14 protein-coding genes are annotated in these 15,036 nt (G+C 61.4%); 7 read left to right on the top strand and 7 right to left on the bottom strand.

Annotation, left to right across the window (positions count from 1 at the left end):
- Positions 1-10: 10 nt before the first annotated feature.
- Genes C8D82_RS03475 through hflK form a run of 4 tightly spaced genes read right to left on the bottom strand, consistent with a single transcriptional unit; the run spans position 11 to position 6,217 of the window.
- Positions 11-2,086, bottom strand: a complete 2,076-nt coding sequence (locus C8D82_RS03475; RefSeq protein WP_116882880.1) for a heavy metal translocating P-type ATPase — start codon at positions 2,084-2,086, stop codon at positions 11-13.
- A 3-nt stretch (positions 2,087-2,089) separates the two neighbouring features.
- Positions 2,090-3,232 (bottom strand): SPFH domain-containing protein, encoded by a 1,143-nt coding sequence (locus C8D82_RS03480; RefSeq protein WP_116882881.1) that lies wholly within the window; start codon positions 3,230-3,232, stop codon positions 2,090-2,092.
- A gap of 22 nt (positions 3,233-3,254) precedes the next feature.
- Positions 3,255-4,187, bottom strand: a complete 933-nt coding sequence (gene hflC / locus C8D82_RS03485; protein WP_116882882.1) for a protease modulator HflC — start codon at positions 4,185-4,187, stop codon at positions 3,255-3,257.
- Between the two features lie 50 nt (positions 4,188-4,237).
- Entirely contained in the window at positions 4,238-6,217 is a 1,980-nt protein-coding gene (hflK, locus tag C8D82_RS03490) for a protease modulator HflK (RefSeq protein WP_133245044.1), read from the bottom strand.
- Positions 6,218-6,623: 406 nt separating this feature from the next.
- Here hflK and C8D82_RS03495 point away from each other — a divergent pair, with 406 nt between their 5' ends.
- The 3 genes from C8D82_RS03495 to C8D82_RS03505 all read left to right on the top strand — a co-directional run bounded on the left by C8D82_RS03495 (position 6,624) and on the right by C8D82_RS03505 (position 8,610).
- A complete protein-coding gene (locus C8D82_RS03495) occupies positions 6,624-7,112 on the top strand; it encodes a division/cell wall cluster transcriptional repressor MraZ (protein WP_206212587.1) in 489 nt (162 codons plus the stop codon).
- Positions 7,109-7,345, top strand: a complete 237-nt coding sequence (locus tag C8D82_RS03500; protein ID WP_116882884.1) for a flagellar basal body-associated FliL family protein — start codon at positions 7,109-7,111, stop codon at positions 7,343-7,345. The genes C8D82_RS03495 and C8D82_RS03500 overlap by 4 nt, the downstream gene beginning before the upstream one ends.
- 104 nt (positions 7,346-7,449) lie before the next feature.
- On the top strand, positions 7,450-8,610 hold the full coding sequence (locus tag C8D82_RS03505) for a glycoside hydrolase family 130 protein (RefSeq protein ID WP_165832806.1): 1,161 nt from the start codon (positions 7,450-7,452) through the stop codon (positions 8,608-8,610).
- Between the two features lie 5 nt (positions 8,611-8,615).
- Here the strand turns inward: C8D82_RS03505 and C8D82_RS03510 are convergent, their stop codons facing one another.
- Positions 8,616-9,986: a cation:proton antiporter gene (locus C8D82_RS03510; RefSeq protein WP_116882886.1), complete on the bottom strand. Its 1,371-nt coding sequence runs from the start codon at positions 9,984-9,986 to the stop codon at positions 8,616-8,618.
- 165 nt (positions 9,987-10,151) lie between these two features.
- Between C8D82_RS03510 and C8D82_RS03515 the strand changes: the two genes are divergently transcribed.
- The gene (locus C8D82_RS03515) at positions 10,152-10,508 is read left to right on the top strand and encodes an LITAF-like zinc ribbon domain-containing protein (RefSeq protein WP_116882887.1); all 357 of its coding nucleotides are present in this window, start codon (positions 10,152-10,154) and stop codon (positions 10,506-10,508) included.
- Here C8D82_RS03515 and C8D82_RS03520 read toward each other — a convergent pair.
- Positions 10,495-11,121 (bottom strand): GntR family transcriptional regulator, encoded by a 627-nt coding sequence (locus C8D82_RS03520; protein ID WP_165832807.1) that lies wholly within the window; start codon positions 11,119-11,121, stop codon positions 10,495-10,497. The genes C8D82_RS03515 and C8D82_RS03520 overlap by 14 nt on opposite strands.
- A gap of 89 nt (positions 11,122-11,210) precedes the next feature.
- Between C8D82_RS03520 and C8D82_RS03525 the strand changes: the two genes are divergently transcribed.
- Positions 11,211-11,984 (top strand): alpha/beta hydrolase, encoded by a 774-nt coding sequence (locus C8D82_RS03525; RefSeq protein ID WP_116882889.1) that lies wholly within the window; start codon positions 11,211-11,213, stop codon positions 11,982-11,984.
- The gene (locus C8D82_RS03530) at positions 11,981-12,889 is read left to right on the top strand and encodes a sulfite exporter TauE/SafE family protein (protein WP_116882890.1); all 909 of its coding nucleotides are present in this window, start codon (positions 11,981-11,983) and stop codon (positions 12,887-12,889) included. Before C8D82_RS03525 ends, C8D82_RS03530 begins: the two co-directional genes overlap by 4 nt.
- 2 nt (positions 12,890-12,891) lie before the next feature.
- On the opposite strand, the gene C8D82_RS03535 is transcribed toward C8D82_RS03530, so the two are convergent.
- A complete protein-coding gene (locus C8D82_RS03535; RefSeq protein WP_116882891.1) occupies positions 12,892-13,995 on the bottom strand; it encodes a phosphotransferase enzyme family protein in 1,104 nt (367 codons plus the stop codon).
- 158 nt (positions 13,996-14,153) lie between these two features.
- Here C8D82_RS03535 and C8D82_RS03540 point away from each other — a divergent pair, with 158 nt between their 5' ends.
- A complete protein-coding gene (locus C8D82_RS03540) occupies positions 14,154-15,035 on the top strand; it encodes a PocR ligand-binding domain-containing protein (RefSeq protein ID WP_116882892.1) in 882 nt (293 codons plus the stop codon).
- Position 15,036: the final 1 nt, after the last annotated feature.

Genomic DNA, 15,036 nt, shown 5'->3' on the forward strand with positions numbered 1-15,036 from the left:
GGCAGTTCAGTTACGGCTGCTCCGTTTCGGCCGCGGCCAGATTCTCTTCCAGCGTCAGCTCTTCGCCGGTGCGCACCAGGCGCGCACTGTTGAAGATGATGATCAGCGTGCTGCCCGCATGGAGCACCGCCGCCCAGATCGGGGTCATCCAGCCGAACACCGACAGGATCATGCCGCCGAACACGAACAACATGCCGAACAACAGATTCTGGTTGATGATCATGCGCGATTTGCGCGACAGGAACACCAGCATCGGAATCCGGCGCAGGTCGTTGGTCATCAGCGCGATCGACGCACTGTTGATCGCGATGTCCGAACCGATCGCCCCCATCGCGATGCCGAGGTCGCCCTCCGCCAGCGCCGGAGCGTCGTTGACGCCGTCGCCGACCACCGCAACCCGCGAATTCTTCTTCACATTTTCCACGAACTCCACCTTGCCTTCCGGCAGGCACTCGCTCTTGAATTCATCGATCTGAAGCTGCGCGGCGACGCTCTCCGCCACCGACTGGCGGTCGCCGGTCACCATCGCGCAGTACCGGACGCCGAGGCGGCGCAGGTCGGCGATCATCGCCGGCGCTTCGCGGCGCAGCTTGTCCTTGAAACCGATCCAGCCGAGCACTTTGCCGTCGCGGGCCACATAAACCACGCTCATGCCTTCGGTTTCGGAGGCGTTGTGCTCCGGAACCGTCACGCCCATGTCGCTCATCCAGTTCGCCCGGCCGATCAGGCAGGGGACGCCGTTGATCTTCGCCGAAACGCCCTTGCCGGGCGCCTCCTGAAATTCGGTCGCCTCGTCCAACTCCAGCTTGGCCTCTTCCGCCAATTTCTGGATCGCCACCGCGGTCGGATGGTTGCTGTAACGTTCCGCAGAACCCGCCACCATCAGCAGCTCGGCGGGTGTGACCTCCCCGAACGGATTGAGTTTGACCACCGACAGCAACCCGTCGGTCAGCGTACCGGTCTTGTCGAACACGAACGCGGTGATTTTGGAGGCCAATTCCAGGTGGGCGACATTCTTGATGAAGATGCCGAGACGCGCCGCCGCCGCAACCGCCGCGACCACCGCAGTCGGCGTCGCCAGCACCACCGCGCACGGACACGCGATCACCATCAGCGTGATCACCCGGCTGATGTCCTCGGTGAACCACCAGGTCACGCAGGCCAGCATCAGCACGGTCGGCGTATAATAGCCCGCGTAGCGGTCGATGATCCGTACCACCGGGGTGCGGCTCGACTCCGCCTGCAGAATCATATCCTTGACCTTGCCGAGCGTAGTATCCTCGCCGACCTTGGTCACTTCGAGGTCGACCAGACCGGTCAGGTTCTGGGTGCCGGCGAACACGTCGCTGCCGACCGATTTCTCCACCGGCAGCGATTCCCCGGTGATCGACGCCTGATTCACCGTGCTCTCGCCGGCGATGATCCGCGCGTCCACCGGGAAGTTCTCGCCGGGCCGCACCCGGATGCGGTCGCCGATCTTCAGCTCGGTCACCTGCACCTCCTGCTCGGAATTGTCGTCGCCGGACAACTTGCGGGCAGTATTCGGCGTCAGCTTGATCAGCTCCTCGATCGAACGCTGCGCGCCGCTGGCGGTCCGCGTTTCGATGATGATCGTCAGCAGCAGGAAAAACGCGATGATGCCCGCCGTCTGGAAGTCGGCGCTCGCCAGCGCCGCCAGAATCGCCAGCGCCACCAGCTCATTCATATAGACCTTGCCGTTGACCAAGTCCTTGATCGCGGTAATGATGATCGGCAGCGCCAGCACGAATGCGCCGAAGAGAGCGCTGATGCTCGCCGCGAACGCCTGCTCCGGCAACGCCCATTCCAGCAGGAACGAGTTCACCGTCAGGATGCCGCCCAGCAGCGCGAAGAAAATCCGCCCCATCGCCCGATCATGCCCCACGCCGCCGGAAACCGCATCGTGGCCGCACGGACAAAAGCCGCCCGGTTCATGGTCATGGTCATGATGATGTTCATGCTCATGGTCGTGGTCGTGGTCATGTCCGCAGGCGCACTTCGCGGGAGCTGCGGCCGCCGCGGCCCCGCCCTGAACATTCGCCTTATTCATATCAAGTTCTTCCGCCATGATTTACTTCTCCTCCGCGGTCTTGTCGGCATCTTTTTTCTGCGCCGTCTTAGGCTCCGGATTCAGCTTGATCCAAACCCGTTTTCCACTGTTGCCGGTCCCGAGGATGAACTTGTTTTCCTCCTGGGCCTGCAGCACCTCCGCCAGCGTACTGTTGTAAAGCGCCATCAGCACCGTCTTCGGACTGACCGCGTATTCCTGGTTGATGCTCCTGAAATAGTTGCTCTCGGCCTGAATCGTGGAAACGGCTTCCTTGCGGTAGGTTTCCGCCGCGGCGAGAATCTCCGCCTGGCGCGCCAGCGCGTCGTTGGCGGTCTGCACCTGATACTCCTGCGCCTTGCTGTACAGACTGGACTGGGTGTTGTTCGCCGCAGCGACCTCGTCGAACGCCGCCTTGGTCTTCTGGGGCGGGAACACCCGGTTCAGAGAGACGCTCTCCACCACCATCCCGCAATCGGCATCGGTGAGCAGCTTGCTGAAAAGACGGCTGACCTCATCGCTGTACTCGGTCTGCTTGTCGTACAGAATGTCATCGACCTTGCGGCCCGCGGTGACCTGAATCACCGCCTGCCGGAAGAGGTTCCGCACCAGCGTCTGCGGTCCGCGCGTCCCGGTAAAGCCGTTCGCGTCGGTTTCGACGACGTCGGGCATCACCCGGTCGTTGTCGACCGGCTTGGCGGGCATGGTCAGCGTTTCGTAGTACTTGGCCGGATTGGTCACCTGATAGTTGATCGTCCACATGGTGTGGATGATGTTCGCATCGCCGGTCAGCAAATAGGAGTCGCGGCCGGGTTCGAGCGACTGCCCGCTCCCCGAACCGTCCGGCATCTCCGCCGCCACGAAATTCACGTCCATCGACTGCTGGTTGGTCTGGATGCGGATGAACTGGTTGACCGGATACGGCAGGAACCAGTGGCCGCCCGTCGTATAGGTCTCCTGAATCTTGCCGAACTTGACCACGATCACCGCCCGCTGGGGCTCGACCGCGAAATAACCGCCGCCGGTGAAGAAATAGACCAGCATGCCGATGATGACCACCAGCAGCAGGCCGAACGCCCACTGCAGGCTCTTGACCAGTGATTTCAGGCCCGACTCGTACTGCCCCGAGCGGTCGAAATCCTGATTGATTACACTTTTGGGTTCCATCACTCTCTCGCTCCCTGGTTGATTACTTGGACGCGGCCGGCTTCACGCTGTTCAGGACTTCCGAACCGGGCTTGAGCAGATCGAACGGGGCGACGTTGGTATCCAGCACCAGAGTGGTGCGCCCCTTCATGATCAGGCGGAGCGAATCAAGCTTGCGGAGAAATTCGGCCAATTCCGGATTCTCCTTGAACACGGCGTAATATTTGGCGGCTTCGGCATCGCCCTCCGCCCGGATCACCTTGGCCTTGGCCTCGGCGTCGGCCAGCGAAATCGCCCGCTTGGTATCCGCCTCGATGCGGATCTCCTTGGCGCGGCGCTCGCCCTCCGCGAGGAAGTCGGCGGCCACGCTCTGGCGCTCGCTGATCATCCGGTCGAACACCTTGTCGCTGATCGTCTTGGGAACGTTGATCGAATTCACGCCGACGCTGACGATTTCAAGACCGTAATTTTTGCAGCTCTCCGCGAGGCGGGTCTTGATCTGATCCTGAATCTCGTTGAGCTTCATCAGCTTCGGATCGGTGTTGACCACCTGGTTGAACCGGAACTGGCCGAATGCGGCATTCTTGTAGCCGCGCATCCAGGAGTTCAACTGATCCTCCGCCTTGGTGATATTCTCCAGCCGCACGAAGAACTGCTCGGCATTGCTGATCCGGTAATTCACATAGATGCCGACCAGAATATTCTGCCCGTCGGCGGTCATCGTCTCCTCCAGCTTGCCCGCGCCGCCTTCAAAACAGCGGATGCGGTGGTCGAAACGGTGGATTTTCTGAAACGGGAACGGCCAGCGGAAGTGCAGCCCCGGCTCGTTGACCTCGGCGGGACGCCCGAACGTGGTCACCACCGCGCTCTCGGTCTGATTCAGCTGATAAGAGAAAACCGCGACCAGCAGAATCGCCGCGACCACGATCCCCAGCAACATTGTCGGCCAGTGCTTGAAAAATTTACCCGTTGCCATAACTCCAAAACCTCCCAATTTATGTTGTATCGAAAAATCCGATCGATGATTTACTTTACGCTGGTAATGTCGGCATCTGTCAGGTCGAGCCGCTCTTTCTGTTCGAAATTCAATTCATAGACCTCGCTGGAGAGACCGGAGGCGATCACGAACTTGCGGATATCCTTCGCGTCCTTTTCCAGAAAATCCAGATAGCTCCTCAGCCGGAACATGCTCGGCATCGCCCGGTAGGTGATCAACTGGGTATTGAACCGGCCGCTTTCCGCCTCGGCCACGGTCTTGGTCGTATAGCGGTAGGACTCCGCATCCGAGGTGATCTGCAGCGCTTTGGACTCCGCCTCCGGCAGGGTTTTGGCGGCATACGCCTTCGCCTTCCAGATCATCGTTTCGCGTTCTTCCATCGCGCCGATCACATTCTGATAGGCGGGCGCGACCTTCTCCACCGGCGGATGCGCGTCAAGGATCGTCACCGCGACGATGCGAATGCCGAGCTCATGCATGTCGGCAAGCTCCTGAATCCGCTTTTTCATCGCCGCCTCCGCGCCCAGGCGGTCGGTGGACATCACCTCCATCATCGAGGAACTGGCCAGATATTCGGTGGCGGCCTGTTCGCCGATCCGGGTCAGGGTCTTTTCCGGGTCGAGGTTCTTATAGCCGTAATTCATCACGCCGTCGCGGCGGATCTGGTAATCGATCGGAATCACCATGCGGATGAAGGAGATCGACGCCTCGCTGTTGCGGCCGGAACTCTCTTTCCCGATCGGCGGAACCGCCACGATGAAATTGTTGTCTTCACCACCGTGGGCAGCGGTCCACAGCACCACCGGACTCAGCGCGGTCTTTTTGGCTTTCGGCGCAGGGCCGTGACCGTGGCCGTCATCCTCGGGGGCCTCTTCTTCCTTCTCATCATGCAGCTCGCCGATCACGACCTGATGGATATCGGTGCAGCTGAACTGCCGGATTTCGCCGAACGGCCACGGCAAAGTCCAGTAGATGCCCGGCTCAAGGTCGGTCTCCACCACCTTGCCGAGGCGCTCCTTGACGCCGACTTCGCTCGGACCGACTTCGTGGATCATCGTGAATCCCCACAGGATCACCGCCCAGATGATCACCAGCGGGAAGAAGGAACGTTCCATGAAGCTGTAAAGCCAGGTGCCGGAGACCTTGAAGCCGAACTGGTAGTCCAGCGCGGCCGCGATATTGCGCATCACGCCGCCGGGTTCGGTGAACAGCGCCAGCAGCCGGCTCTCGAAGATCGGCCGGGTTTCGCGCATGGTCCGCGGCCGGTAGAACTCGATCACGAAATTGGTGATGAATTCAAGCCCCAGCACCGCGTACAGCCAGAAGATCACCCGCGCCGCGTAGGTATCCGCGGCCGGAATGTTGTTGCGCACGAAAATCGCGGCGACCGTCGATACGAACATCACCGCAAACCCGGTCACCAGCCACGCCCCGACCGGACGCAGCCAGCGGAACGCCGGCCCGCGGGACTGCCCGACGAAAAACGCCCCCGCAAATACACTCACGAGCATCAGGATTGCGGAGAAAAGCGCCGACTTCGTCGCCACGTCCACTCCGATCGGCATCGCGTCGGCCGGGCGGCCCGCCCAGTGCCGGAAGAAATAGCCCAGAAGCCCGGCCACCAGCAGCGCCGCCAGCACCGACAGCACATACGGGGCGAACCGCCTGTAATTCTCGAAAGAGCGGCCTGCCGTGAAACGGACGTCCTCTTCCACATTCAACGCATTGGTGCTGGCGCGCCCGGCCAGCAGCATTTTTTCCTCATTTTCAATTGCGGCGCCGGTGCCCAGCATGCCGTAAATCAGCGCAGATATCGAAAACAGCAGCGCCAGCGAATACGGAATCACCGCCAGCGAAAAGACATCCGCCCCGACCAATTCCCCTTTCACCGCTCCCAGAACCAGCGTCAGCACCAGCAGAATCAGGGATGTGATTCCGCCGATGATCGATAGACGCGTCGTCAGTCTGGAGTTGTCAATTGCTGCTCTGATGTCGCCTTTACTAGCCACGGTTGCACCTCTCATCTATGATTAAATGACTCTGTAATTCCGAATAAAGCAACGGCCCTCACGAATGCAAAACTGCGATTCCGAGCGGGCTTCTGCCCAATCACTCCTGATTCGTTTGTTACATATTAATACACCACACCAACGGAAATAACAAGTTATTTTCTCCAACTTTAATATTTTTTTGGCCGGGAACCATTCACTTCTCCGCCAAACATTCTCCCGGCGGGATCTTTTCTGATCCGGAAAAGACAATAAAAAATCACACAATACCGCATTTTTCATCGTTTTTCAGTTGATTTTGGAAAAAAATGGAATATAGTGGATAATAATGGAAAAACAGAGAAAAAACATCCTGATTCCTCCGTTTTTCAAAAAACATGGAAAAATTCCGGAATTCTGGTGACTGATGCTGATTTTTTGCGGGCAGGAACACTGTCTGATCGATTCGAACGGACGCCTTAAACTGCCGCAGCGTTTCATCGATGATTTCACGCTGCGCTGCGGCGGCGAAGTCGTGATGCACGGACTGCCCGAAGGGGCGGTGGCGCTTTATCCGGAAGAGGTGTACCGGGAAATGCGCGAACGCGAGGTGGAAGCGGTCGATTCGATCGGTTCGAGTTTCGCCGCCCGCCGGTCGCTGCGCCGTTTCGGCGCCCTGACCTGCCCCGACACCATCACCCGGCAGGGGAGAATCACCCTCCCCGCCGCGTTCCGCGAGCACGCGGGGCTGGAACCGGGCTGCGAAGCCTGTGTGGTGGGCGTGGAAATCGGAGTGGAAATCTGGTCGGCCGAGCGGTTCGCCGCGGAAATGGCCGCCATCAATGAACATCTGCGGCAGAAGCGCGAGCGTGAAATGCTCGCGGACCTGCAGATAACCGGGGAGAACAGAGTATGAAAATCGATCGTGAACGCTGCACAAGAACGACGCTGTTCGCCGTACTCGCCCTCTTCACGCTGCTCCTGATCGGGTCGGAGCATCGCAAAGAGGCGGCGGCAGCCGCACCCGAAACCGTCACTGCGACCGCCATGGCCTCCGAGCTTCCCGCCGACCGGCGCGGCGAATGGCAGGAAGCGGCCCGGACCAATCCGCTCTGGCTGCTGGAAGCCGTCTCGGAATCCGGCCGGTAGAGCCGTTCCGTCATTTTTTTGACAAAACCGGGTTGCATTTGCCCGGAAACGGCGGTATTCTTTCTCCCGACCTTTATCCATTTCCAAACTATGGGAGAACGCTGATGCTGTCCGTTGAAAAACGTTGTATCCTGTCGCCGGTGCCCGGTTCGCCGTGGGCAGGGAAAATGGTCCTGAATCCGGCCATGATCGCCGATCCGGAGGATCCGGAAAAAATCCATATGCTTTTTCGCGCCACCGGCCCGTGGCCGCAGGCCCGGCTGCCGGAACGCCCCCTGCCCTACCCGATCTTCCTCGGCTACGGCGTCTCCTGCAACGGCGGCGCCGACTGGCAGTTCGACCTCTCCCGCCCGGCGATGGCGCCGCGCCTCGAATTCGACCGCGACCGCTTCCTGGCCCGCGGCATGCGCGACGGCGTGATGTTCGACTACGCGAACGGCTGTATCGAGGACCCGCGCCTCTTTTACTTTGAAGAACAACTGTACCTGAGCGTCGCCTGCCGTGCATTTCCGCCCGGCCCCTACTGGGAAAAAGACGACCCGGTGCAGTGCATGCCGGAGTGGGCCTTCAAGCTCAATCCCGCCGTGCGCGAAAACAGCACCGTCACCATGCTCTACCGGGTCGACCTCGCCGCGCTGGCGGCGGGGCGTTACGCGGAGGCTTTTTCACCGGTCGGGCCATTGCACGATCCCGACCTCAGCGACGACCGCGACGCAATGCTGTTCCCCCGGCGGCTTGAGATCGGCGGAAAACGGAAGATCGCCTGTCTGCACCGCCCGAAACAGCCGTGGAACTACGCCTGCGGCAAGGAGGCGGCGGCGCCGTCCATTTTCCTCGCATTCGGCGACGAACTCTCCGACTTCCATACCGGGAAAGCCCGGACGCAACTTTTCGCCGGCCCCGCCTTCGCGCACGAGGCGAACCGGGTCGGCGCCAGCTGGGCGCCGCTCGAACTCGAACCGGGCCTCTGGCTGCTCCCCTATCACGGCAAACAGGACGACCGGGTCGGCTATACCCAGAACTTCATGCTGCTGCGGGAAAACGGCAGACAAGCCCCCGATATCATCGCGCGTCCCGCCGAACGGCTGCTGTACGCAACGGAACCGTGGGAGCTGGAAGGCGAGTTCACCATACCGTGCCTTTTCACCTGCTCCGGGTTGCTCCGCCCCGACGGAACGCTGCTGATGGGCTACGGAGCCGCCGACCGCAAAGTCGGGCTCGCCTCCATCCGGCTGGAGGAGCTGCTCGCCGTTCTCCGGCCCTGAAACTCCTACAGCAGGTCCTCCTGCGCGGCGGCGTTCGGCATCGGATCGGGATAGGATTCCTCATCCTCGCTTTCGTGGAACGCCGCCGAACGGCGCGAAATGATCCAGCGCACCAGCGACGGCACCGGCAGCGTCGTCACGATCGACAGGATGATGATCGCGTTGAAAAACTGATTGTCCAGCATCCCCAGCTCCTTGCCAATCGCGGCGGCGGCCAGCGTCGCGGAGAGTTGCGGCACCGTCATCAGCCCCGCCGCCACTCCGTGCCAGTTGTTGAAGCCTGCCAGCCGCATCGCCAGCCATCCCGACGCCACCTTGCTGACGACCAGTCCGGCCACCGTCAGCAGGATGATTTCCAGATTGCCCGCCGCGCCGAACGCCTTGAAATCCGTATCCATCCCGATCGAAACGAACAGAAACGGGATCAGCAGCCCGTAGCCGATGCTTTCAAAGCGCCCGATCAGAGAACCGCCGTGCTCGCTGATCCGCTGCTGCACCAGCCGCGACAGCGCCAGGCCCGCGATAAAGGCGCCGACCACCAGGTTCACTCCGAGGAACTCCCCGACCAGCACCGTCGCCAGAATCACCAGCAGCAGGATCGTGATCAGCATATCCTCACCCGGATTGCAGATTTTCAGCAGCTTGCGCCCGAGATGGTACACCACGAACACCGCCGCCGCCAGATAGAGCAGCACGATCAGCAGAAAGACCGGAGTGAACCAGCTGCCGAACATCGCCGGGTCCACATAGTCGAAGATCGACAGCGTCCGCCTGGCTCCCGCCGCCGCACCGATGCTCTGGCGTTTCAGCTGGACGCTGACCGCCAGCAGGATGATGCTCGCGATATCGGTGATCACCGTCGAGATCAGCACCGCCGCTCCGAAGCGGCTTTTGCTGAGCTTCAGCTCCCGGATCACCGGGAACACGATGCCGACCGAGTGCGAAGCGAACAGCGACGCGTAAAGCAGCTTGCCCGGAAAGTCCTCCGGCCGGAAATGGGCATACACAAAAAATCCGGCAATTGCCGGCAGCAGGAACGTCAGCAGCGACAGCGCGATCACCGGGGTCCGGGCCGCCCGGATCAACTTGAAATCCGCCTCCATCCCCGCCAGCGCCATCAGAAATACCAACCCGAGCGAGCCCAGCGAATCGATCAGCGAGTTGAAATGCCCCGCGACCACCTCACTCGAACCGCCCAGAAATCCGAGCATCCGCGACAACATCCCGACGACATCCAGACAGTTCGGACCGACCAGCATCCCGACAATCAAGAGTGAAATCACCGCGGGAATGCCGAGCCTCCGCAACAGCAGCGGTCCCACTCCCATCATCGCGATAAACGCGATGAACAAAATCAGAAATGCGTCATTATTCATCGAAAGCCTTTTCTTAATAAGCCGGACCGGATCTCTTTTGTAAGCTAATTCACGGAATTTGTTTTTTCAAGCGGAATACGGAAGTTTTTCCGGCGAATCTCCCTTCCCGGCTTGATCTTTGCGGTAAAAATGCTATTGTGTAAAAGGAAGTGAGGAGAATCGACGATGAAATGTGCCAAGTGCAACCGGGAAACCGATGCGAGCGCCCCGCAATGCCCGAACTGCGGACTGGGAACGGACGGCGAACAGCAGGTCCGCTGCCCGGAGTGCGGCTCCGCCCAGATCAGCGCAGTCCGCAAAACCTACGATCCGGGCTGCGGCTGTCTCGGACTGCTGATCTTCGGCTGGTGGGGCATGCTGCTCGGGCTGCTCGGCGCGGGCGATGTCGAGCTGGTCTGCAACCGCTGCGGCGCCCGCTGGCCGGCGGGCAAGCCTTCCGACGCCCGGAACGGGCTCGGCTGCTGCGGGTTGCTGCTGCTGCTTTTGCTGATTTACCTGCTCTGCTCGCTTATTTTCTGGTGACCGCCGCCGCTCCCCGGCGGATATGGGCAGCCAGCAGTTCCATCGCCCGCGCGGCGGAATTTCCGGCCAGGGCTTGAATCAGCTCGCGGCGTTCCTGAAACAGTCCGCCGCAGTCTCCTTCAAAACCGCGCCAGTTCCGAAACGGCGCGGTGCGGCGGATCAGCCGCTCCACGATCTCCGCCAGCGGCCGGTTCGGGCAGGACTCCGCGATCGTCCCATGCAACGCTTCGTCCACCTCCAGCGCGCCGGCCCGGTCGGAACTGCGTTCCGCCTGTTCCAGCGCCCACGCCAATTCCCGCAGCCGGTCCGCCGGAATTTTCCCCCAGGCCAGTTCCAGCGCCAGCGGTTCGATCCGTGCCCTGCAGTCGAACAGCGCTCCGATTTCCGCCGGTTCCGGGCGGCAGACCCGGAAACCGCAGCGCGGCACCGTCTCCACCAGCCCCTCCTCATTCAGCCGCCGCAGCGCCTCACGCACCGGCGTGCGACTGATCCCGAACCGTTCCGCGAGCTGCTCCTCCGCGAGCCGTTCGCCCGCCGCCAGCGAACCGTCGATCACCGCCCGGACCAGTTCCCGGTAGGCCAGTTCAGCCAGCGAAACTTTTTTCAACACCATCTTCTCCACTCCGCTTGCAATTCCCGTTTTTCTGTATACAGTATACAATAATCTGTATTTCATTTATTTTCAAGGAGAATTATTCCATTATGCGCGGTGACTGGCAGCATTTTCCCCGGCAGATCACTCCGGATTACCATCCGGTGGAGCTGGAGCTTTACAAAGAGAACGGCGGCGAATTCAACCGCCTCGCGATCTCCCGCCCGCTTTCGGACCATCCCGGCCCCACAATCGTCTGGTTTCACGGCGGCGGCCTCACCGGTGACGGCCGGGAGTGTCCGGCGGAGCTTTACAACGGCGTCAACACCGTCGTCGAAGTCCGCTACCCGGTCTACCCCGCCGTCAGCACCCTTGCCATCATCGAAGACGCGGCGGCGGCCGTCGCGTGGTGCTTCCGCCATATCGGACGGCTCGGCCGCAGGGAGACATCGATTTTCGTCGGCGGCATGTCGGCGGGCGCCTACCTCGCCGCTCTGACCGGCATGGACGCCTCCCGGCTCGCGCCTTACGGGATCGACCACCGCCGGATCGCCGGGCTGATGCCGGTCAGCGGCCAGATGACCACCCACTTTCAGGTCAAGGCGGAACTCGGCTTGCCGGAGTCGCCGGTGATCGACGCTCTTGCCCCGATGGGACATCTTTCGGCCGATCTGCCTCCGGTGCTCCTGATCACCGGAGAATCCGGCCTCGACATGCCGGGCCGCCCCGAGGAAAACGCCTTCATGGCCGCTTCGTTACGGGCGCTCGGACACCCGGACGCGCACCATTACGCCCTGCCCGGCCACGACCACGGCGGCGCATTCGACAGCTGCGACCACCTGCTGCTGAAATTCATCAACCGGATCGCGGAAGCGCAGAAATGAGTCTGGAACTCTGGATCGTCGGCCCGCTGATCGGTTTTATCGGCATGATGTCCGGCGGCTACTGGGGAGTCGGCTGCGGCTGGATCGTGGTGCCGACGATGCTGATTCTCGGCTTCTCACCGTTTGAAGCGGTCGGGATCGGCCTGCTGCAGATGGCTCCCTCCACGCTGCCGACCGTGATCCGGCAGTTTCCTGAAATCGGCTGGGGGCCGGGTTCGGCGGGACGCTGTCTCGCACTGCCGCTCGGAACCGGTGCGATGCTGACCTCGCTGGCCGGCAAATCGATCAACGCCCGGCTCTTCGACCGCTTCGGCGCGGCCCCTTTGAGCCTCATGCTCTGCGCGGTGATCCTGGCGATCGCGGTGCAGACGCTGTGCAGCCGCACCCGGTGCTACGACGACGAACTGCCGCCGCTGACTCCCCGGATGGGGCGGATCGCTTTCGGAACCGGGCTGGCCACCGGGTTGTTGAGCTCCATGCTCGGCGTCGGCGGCGGCATCCTGATCCGCCCGCTGCTGACCGGCGGTTTCAAGCTGCCCGAATACTTCACCAGCCGTCTGGTGCGGCTGCTGGTGCTGCTGACCACCGTGACCGGCGGAGCGACCTATCTTGTACAGTCGGGGAAATTCGACCGGACCATCTTTCTCGCGTCGATGCTGGTCGCGGCGGGCGGCATGTTCGGTTTTCCGCTCGGAGTGAAGATGCACCGGATCGTCTACGAGGCCGGCTATGCCCAGCACATCCACAAGAGCTTCGCCTTCATCGCCTTTGCGCTGCTGCTGAACACCGTGTTCAACCTCGCCGGACTCACCGCGCTCAGCCGTGTTTCCATGCTGCTGATCGGCGCGGGGCTGACCTGCTATCTGGCCGGCTTCTCCCTCTATGCGCGCCGCGTCCGGCGCTGAAACTACGCCAGTTCGTCGGCAAGTTTGCGCATCGCGTCGTACTGTTCCTCGATCGAAGCGACCAGCTTGAGCTGGGTGCGGCAGCGGTCGAGGTTGTGGTCCGGGCGGCGGATCTTGAAGTACACATCCCCTTCCAGATAATCGGTCAGGAAACGGATGCCGATCTCCAGCGTGATCAGCTTGCCGGAGAACGGCAGCAGCGATTTCTCCGTCGCATTCAGGAAGCCGCCCGCTCCGGAAAGGTAGCCGCGCAACAGCGCCTCGTACATCGGGAAACGCATCGTGACCTTGCCGAGGTCGGTTTCGTCCTCCGCCGCCGGGCTGGTGCCGGTCCGCACCATATCCCCGAAGTCGTAATGGGGCAGCCCCGGCATCACCGTGTCAAGGTCGATCACGCAGCAGCCGCTGCCGGTCAGGTCGTCGATCAGCACATTGTTGAGCTTGGTGTCGTTGTGAGTGACCCGTTCGACCAGTTCGCCCTCCTTCTGCAGGTCGATCAGCACGCCGCACTCTTTGCCGCGCGCCATGATGAAATCGAACTCGCGCGAAACCGATTTCAGGCGGCCCAGCTTATCCTCCTTCGCCGCCTTTTCCAGATTCGCGAGGCGGGACGGGGTGTTGTGAAAGTCCGGGATCGTCTCATTCAGCCGCTGCGGCAGGTCCGCGAGGTCCGCCTGGAAGTTGCTGAACGCCGCCGCCGCCTGATAAGCCTGAGCCTTCGTTTCAAGGATGTCGTACGAGCGCGCATTCTCCACAAACACATAGCAGCGGAAGAAATTCCCCGCCGGGTCGCGCCAGTACGGTTTGCCGTAGATGGAGTTGACCACTTCGAGGGTGCGGCGGCGGGTGGCGGGGTTGACGGCGCGCTCGTCCCGGATTTTCGCGCCGATGTGGCGGGTCACCCGCAGAAAGTTGTCCATCAGCTCCTCCGGCGCCTTGAACACGTTGGTGTTCACCCGCTGGATGATGTAGTGCAGCAGCGTGCCGCCCTGGTCGAACGTGACCTGAAAGGTGTCGTTGATGTGGCCGGTTCCATACGGGACCGCGACCACGAAGTTGCCGTAGAGCTGGAAGTGGGAGGTGAGCTGCCGGAAATCGAATTTCATAACCATTTTTCCTTCTGTTGATCCGTCGTATTCCTGTTCCACCGGTGAATATAGCCGGTCGGAACCGTTTTATAAATGGAATTTTTCACAACACCTATGGACTTTTCGGCAAAGTAAAGATATAGTACGTAAAAGTTGCAACAACAGGTTGAAAAGATATGCCGGTCACACCGTTCGAACTCTTTCTGAGCGATGAGGTTCAGTCGCTGCTGGACAACTTCGCCTCGCTGCTGGACATCCGCGTCACCTTCTACTCCGCCGACGGGCGCATGCTGCGCCGCGGCCGCCAGATGAGCAACACCGACTACTGCCGCCTGATCCAGGCGGAGCCGCACAATCTGCGGCGATGCGTCGAACTGGACGCCGACAAACAGAAGGAGGCGATGCGAAAGCGCGGCATCATCGACTATCAGTGCCACGCTGGGTTGCGCGAGGCGATCGCCCCGGTCCATATCCACGACCAACTGGCCGGTTACCTGATGATCGGCCAGTTCCGGATCAGCAATTCTCCTCCGGCCTGTATTCTGGAGCGGTGCGATTCTCCGGAGCGCCGGAAAGCCCTGACCGAAGCCTTCAACGCCCTGCCCCGCATTTCAGTCGAAAAGCTCGAAAACGTGCTCGGGCTGTTCAAAATGCTGATCGATTATATCGTAGTGCGCGAACTGGCCGTCCTGCAGGGCGACCGGCTGCGGACCGACATCGACCGCTATCTGGAGCAGCACTGCACCGAAGACATCCGGCTGCCGGAGATGGCCAGAAAACTGGGGCGGAGCGTTTCGACCATTTCCCAGTTCCTCCGCCGCAACTACCAGACCAGCTTCAAGGAGCTGCTGCTCGAACGCCGCCTGCAGCGGGCGGAAGCCTTCTGGCAGGCCAACCCGAATGCGACCGTCGGCGAAGCCGCATTCGCCGCCGGTTTCAGCGACCAGTTCTATTTCTCGCGCGTTTTCCGCCGCCGCCGCGGCCTCCCGCCCGGCCAATACCGCGACCGGCGCCGCCGGCAAACCGCCAACTCCGGCGGCGCCGGCACAGCCGAGTAAC

Origin of the sequence: Victivallis vadensis (assembly GCF_003096415.1) — a bacterium.
Taxonomy (GTDB): Bacteria; Verrucomicrobiota; Lentisphaeria; order Victivallales; family Victivallaceae; genus Victivallis; species Victivallis vadensis.